Raw genomic sequence first — 5,518 nt, 5'->3', positions numbered from 1 at the left:
TTTCGGCCATCCGCCGCGCCCCACAGCTCGGGCAGAAACCGCGACGCTTACAGCTGAAAGCGACCAGGTGCTCGGCGTGGCAAGACTCGCAGCGAACCCGTAGAAAGCCATGCTCCAGCCGCCCGCAATAAGCTTGATAATGCCATCTCTGAGCTTGTTACTGCCATTAAAGAATTTATTGCATCATTGAAATAAGTATTAGTGTTAAAATACCAAAGAAGAAACGAATACTGAGGTGGTCGTTTATCCGACCACCTCAGTGACTGAGTGCTGTTCAATTTTAAAACGTCCCCATCCTATATTCAACAGAGAGCCGCTTAAACGACCGTAATATTATTACCCGTTATTTTTCGGGAACTTCGTTTTCTGATATTTTGCATTGTCGGTCAAATACCATTCAAATTTTTTTTAAGAAAAATAGTGAAAATATTTAAAAAATCTTTCATTCGAAAAATCCAGATTTTGAATAAACTCTGTTTTTAATGCGCTTGAAAGAGCCATTAATGTTCCTTCTCCCAATTTAAAGTCATGAGATGCCACCGACCATAATGGAGCTGGAGATTCGATTGGAAAAAAGTTTAATTTACCTTTTTGTGAAAAACAACCTATATAATCATTCTTTTTATTGTCTTTTTTTTCTGATATATAGTCTGAATCTAAATCCACACTAAAAGACAGCATATTTTCGTTGTAAAAATCAGAAGTATTCATTAATAACGACGAAAACATATGACATATTGAATGATAATTATAATTATTATCGATATACTCAATTTTTTGTTGCTTGTCATTTAAATAAGGGTATGCATAAATTTCTTTTATATCTGATAATTGCAGATTAAATTCAGATAATAAAACATTTACAATATTTTTGAATTGAGTTTCAGAATAAAAAGCTTTATTATGATGTTTTATTCTGGATAAACGCTCTAGTTCCCAATATCTTAATAATGACAATTTACCACCATCATATTCCCAAAGTGAAATATTTTGGTCGTGCCTTTTTGTATCTGTTTTATAAAAATTGGCATACTTGTTTATCTCTACATATGCAAATAAGTAGTAACCTTTTTCCAATTAAGTACCCTTTTATTTAATATCTTTGAGTTCTGCTTCTGTGGACTTTTTCTAATTTTGATTGTTCTTTTAAAAGTTTTTGATAAGAACCTTCTACGAGTTTTTTCTTGTCTTGGCATACAAACTGCTTATATGTATCGAACATTTTAATCCATTGAATATATGTCCAATCGGAAAAATTTAGTTCACTATCTAAATTGATAATTTTTTTCAAACGTTTTTGCTGTTCATAAGAAAAAATATTTTTTGTTTTTTGTTTAAAATTTAATCCTGGGGCAGTATACATATATGATAAAAAATCCCAATATTCTAACATTGTTGCTTTTTTTATATCACAATATTCTTTTTTATGGAAATGCACAAGAACTATAGACACGTTGGGTTTTGGTTTAAAATCTGAAGGCAAAAACTCATAAGCCAGTTTTATATCATATAACGGTTTGAACATAAGTGATTTTAATGTGTCTTTATAATATGGAGTGCCTGCGTATTTTAACATTGCTTCGTACTGCATTATAATATACATATCTTGTGGCGGGTTGATTGCTGTTAGTAATCTTGTTAAGATTTCTCCCGTCATATTAAACGGTATATTAGAAAAAACTTTATAATTGCCATCAGGAAGTTTTATGTTCATAAAATCTTGATTGATAAGTGTTAGTTTTTCACTATTCAAGTTTTGCTTTAAAAATTGATACAAAGAGGTGTCTAATTCAATTGCAATTACACTTTTACTTACTCTTAATAAATGTTCGGTTATTATGCCTTTTCCCGGACCTATTTCATATACAATGTCAGTATTATTTATATTGCTATTTTCAACAAGGCTACTAACTAATTTTTTATCGTGTAAGAAATTTTGTGAATCCCTAATATTTCTTTCCATAAATCCCCTTTAATTGCATAATCTTTAATAGTTAATATAATTGATTATAAGATGAAACGTACAGTTTGTCAACTATTGCCATTTAAATTGGACATATAGCAAGCATACAAAATAATGGTGTTTTTACATATAAAAAACTACTAATACTGGTTACAAATCTTAAACCAAATAAAAATTTGCATAAAAAAAGATGTGATGATTATTAAATTCTTCACAACTTTTATATGTTAATATTTAACCAAAACATTAGATTTTAATATGTTTAGTATTTTACTCTCATACTGGCACCGTGAAGTCTACGTCAATTCCCCAAACATTTAGAGTAAGTGCAAAAAAGCCATTTTTAAAATTTGTTTCGGACAAGTAAAAAGTTTTAGGCTCATCAATTCCCCAATAATATATATCTATATATTCTGCATAAAGAAATTTTTGAGATTCTTCATCGTATTTTATGCCTTCGACACCATATCCCTCTTGAAACCTATAATCGCCTAGTATATTGACAAATTCATGTGATAGATAAGGTATTGCATAGTTTTCATCATTGTTATCGTAGACAGCAATTAAGAGTTGGAATTCATAAGTATCATCATTAGAGTCGATTGCATTAATCGTTATCCATTGTAAACCGACACTTGTGTTGTCATATACAAAATCCTCACCTATTAAAACGGTAATAAACTCATTTGAAATTTCATTAAAATCGTAGAGATCGTAAATTAGTACCTCAAAATCTAATTTTAGACCCGAAAAATCCAAATCCATTGGCACAATTAGTAATGGATTTCTGTTGATTGAACCATATGAGGCATAGCTAACACCATAGTCAATTATGTCAGAATAATCAGTTATGTCAGAAAGATCCATATCGGCTATATTAATTATAACTTGTGAATCATGTATTACATCCCCATCTTTAGCAACTAAAAAGGTTTTTGAGGTGAAATAATCTTTTTCATCAACAGTATATTTGATAACTATAAAGCCGTATCCTTCTGTGTCAATGTCATAAGAAACAACCATATCTTTTGTAACTTGAACATTAGAATGTTTGTGGTGATTTATATAATAAATTCCTAGATATAAACTTAGTTTCATGTCGCTTAAGACTTCTTCTAAAGTGGAGCCTAATTTAACGGATTCAGAGTCTATATCAATTTCAATTTTATTATTAAATGCCAAGTTTTTTGAAAAATCATCGCTTGATATTTCATCTAAAATGGTTTTAATTTTTATTTCAAACTCATAACCTTCAATCTCAATTCTTGTATTATGAATGCCTTCATCCAATATTGTTTCTTGATCTTCATCAATTATGTCCTCAAAGCGAACAGTGTTAAAATATCCATTATCGTAAACTAGCACTATATCAGAAAAAAGCATACCTGCATTATATTCATTGATCTCTTCGTCTTCGATTGCGGTATAAAAAATTAGACCATAATTTCCATTAACATCTTTAGTTGGAGAGAGGTTTATAACTGCTAAAACCTCAAATTCCTCGTCATCTGCAACAAACAGAGTATAGGAAGAGAGTATAGGAGAGTATAGAGTATAGGAAGAATAAACGCCGAGTATAGGAAGAATAAACGCCGTTTTTCTCCAAGTCCAGCCACTGTAGACCGCGAATGACGGCCTGCTTTGCCAGTGGGTGATTCTGAATCCGGCCCGTGTAGCCATCGATCCCGCCGAAAATTCATCCGTTTTTCCCGACAGCCGGGGCCAACCCAAGCCGCCGGCATAACGCATCCCTGCCGCGGCTGAATTACCGCAGCATCGTGATCGGAATCGTTTGGGACGGGTCAGGTAAACAGACCCGGCGACAGGCCAGCCGGTGGTGCCCGGCTCTCGGGCAACGGGCTGGACTCGTTGGTTTCGGCTTTTTGCTTCAGATGGTCGAGGATCTGCTTGATCACTACCGGATCTTCAATACAGGCAATCACCTTCATGGCACCGCCGCATTCGCTGCAAGTCTCGATGTCGATTTGGAATACACGCTTGAGCCGCTGTGCCCATTTCATCGACGCTCGCCGCCCAGCGGGTGTTGGCGGCTCATCCGATACCTTGACCTTTTTGCTCCCCTTGCCCCTCATGGCAGGTGTAACCAGGGCGCGGTGCTTGCTGTTGGGCGCAAACACCCCATGAAACCGGGTAAGGTTCACACGTGGCTTCGGCACCAACGCCGACAGTCTTGCGATGAAGTCCAGCGGCTCAAAGATCACATGCGTGGTGCCGTCCCGGTACGGCGTCTTAAGCTGGTAGCGCACGTTGCCATTCTTCGTGAGCGACAGCCGTTTCTCAGACACCGCCGAGCGGCTGATGTAGTGGCACAGCCGTTCGAGTTTGCTGCGCTCATGGGCCTTGGCCGCTACGCCGGCATGTAGCGAGAAACCGGCAACCTTACCGGGCATGTCACCAAACTGATCTTCCGGGTCGCAGGCGGGCAGCGTCTGCAGGGTGAACACCTTGCGCCCTGCCTGTGGCCCCACGGCGATGCGATACGTGATGGAATGCCCCAGCAGTGGAGTCATCGCATCTTCATCCACCGCATCCAAGGCCAGGTAACTGTTTTCAGCATCCCGCTCCAGTAGGCCTTGCCGCTCCAAATAGCGGCCGACCCGATGGGCGATGGTGTGCGCCAGTTGGGTGAGTTCGGCGCTGGTCGGCGCCCTGACCCAGAGGAACCGGGCTGTTCCATTGGGACGCTCAACGTACACGCCATCGAGGAACAGCATGTGAAAGTGAATGTTGAGGTTCAGTGCACTGCCGAAGCGCTGGATCAGGGTGACGGCACCGGTCTTGGCCGCTTGGTGGGTATAGCCCGCTTTCTTGACCAGATGCGTGGCGATGACGCGGTAAACGATGCCCAACACCCGGCCCATGACCTCCGGCCGGCTGGCGAACAGAAAGCGCAATTGAAAGGGAAAGCTGAGTACCCATTGGCGCATGGGCTGTACGGGCAGAACCTCATCGACCAGTAGCGCGGCGCTTTCGGCCATACGCCGTGCGCCACAACTAGGACAGAAGCCCCGACGTTTGCAGCTGAACGCAACCAGGTGCTCAGCGTGACACGACTCACAACGCACCCGCAGAAAGCCGTGTTCGAGACGGCCGCATTTGAGGTAGTCGTCAAACTCGCGTTGCACATAGCCGGGCAGTTCCCTGCCCTGCGCCGCCAAATGGGCAGCGAACGTCGGGTAGTATTCTTCGACGATCCGATAGAGCAGGGTTTGCTCGGGCCGGTGACGCTGGTAATGACCAGTGTTCTCGTCCCGGCTGGCCATCCTGGCCGCCACTTGGGGCATGATCCGCATCCTTGCGATACTGTGTTTTTATACAGTTTATCGCTCAGCTGCGAGATATTGAAGTCTCAGCTGTGATGCCAGCCAGTGCCAGACATTGCCTGTGAGTGCCAGTCACTCCCACTCTATTGTAAACAAGACATTTTTATCTTTTATATTCAATGGCTTATTTTCCTGCTAATTGGTAATACCATGAAAAATACCATGCTCAGAAAAGGCTTAACAATATTTTGAAAAATTGCCTACTGAGCGC

At 40.1% G+C, this 5,518-nt stretch carries 4 protein-coding genes and 1 pseudogene; all 5 read right to left on the bottom strand.

What is annotated here, in order from left to right:
- Nucleotides 1–139 (bottom strand): annotated as a pseudogene (locus tag FTU35_RS12970) (transposase zinc-binding domain-containing protein); the annotation flags it as partial.
- 269 nt (nucleotides 140–408) lie between these two features.
- Nucleotides 409–1,077 carry a hypothetical protein gene (locus tag FTU35_RS12965; RefSeq protein WP_180064796.1) on the bottom strand — a complete coding sequence of 223 codons (669 nt, stop codon included), beginning with the start codon at nucleotides 1,075–1,077 and terminating at the stop codon, nucleotides 409–411.
- Between the two features lie 16 nt (nucleotides 1,078–1,093).
- Nucleotides 1,094–1,963, bottom strand: coding sequence for a 23S ribosomal RNA methyltransferase Erm (gene erm / locus FTU35_RS12960; RefSeq protein WP_107318659.1), 870 nt, complete (start codon nucleotides 1,961–1,963; stop codon nucleotides 1,094–1,096).
- A gap of 276 nt (nucleotides 1,964–2,239) precedes the next feature.
- Nucleotides 2,240–3,643 carry a hypothetical protein gene (locus FTU35_RS12955; RefSeq protein WP_180064795.1) on the bottom strand — a complete coding sequence of 468 codons (1,404 nt, stop codon included), beginning with the start codon at nucleotides 3,641–3,643 and terminating at the stop codon, nucleotides 2,240–2,242.
- A 122-nt stretch (nucleotides 3,644–3,765) separates the two neighbouring features.
- Entirely contained in the window at nucleotides 3,766–5,268 is a 1,503-nt protein-coding gene (locus FTU35_RS12950) for an IS91 family transposase (RefSeq protein ID WP_180064794.1), read from the bottom strand.
- Between the last annotated feature and the right edge of the window lie 250 nt (nucleotides 5,269–5,518).

This window comes from Acinetobacter sp. YH12095 (genome assembly GCF_013419245.1).
GTDB classification, from domain to species: Bacteria; Pseudomonadota; Gammaproteobacteria; order Pseudomonadales; family Moraxellaceae; genus Acinetobacter; species Acinetobacter towneri.
Note: the sequence above shows the minus strand (reverse complement) of the source record. Positions and strands in the feature narration are given on the sequence as shown.

Excerpts from the sequence above, each read along its gene's own strand:
- erm (WP_107318659.1), bottom strand. The coding sequence starts at position 1,963 with ATGGAAAGAAATATTAGGGATTCACAAAATTTCTTACACGATAAAAAA.
- FTU35_RS12955 (WP_180064795.1), bottom strand. The coding sequence starts at position 3,643 with ATGGCTACACGGGCCGGATTCAGAATCACCCACTGGCAAAGCAGGCCG.
- FTU35_RS12950 (WP_180064794.1), bottom strand. The coding sequence starts at position 5,268 with ATGCCCCAAGTGGCGGCCAGGATGGCCAGCCGGGACGAGAACACTGGT.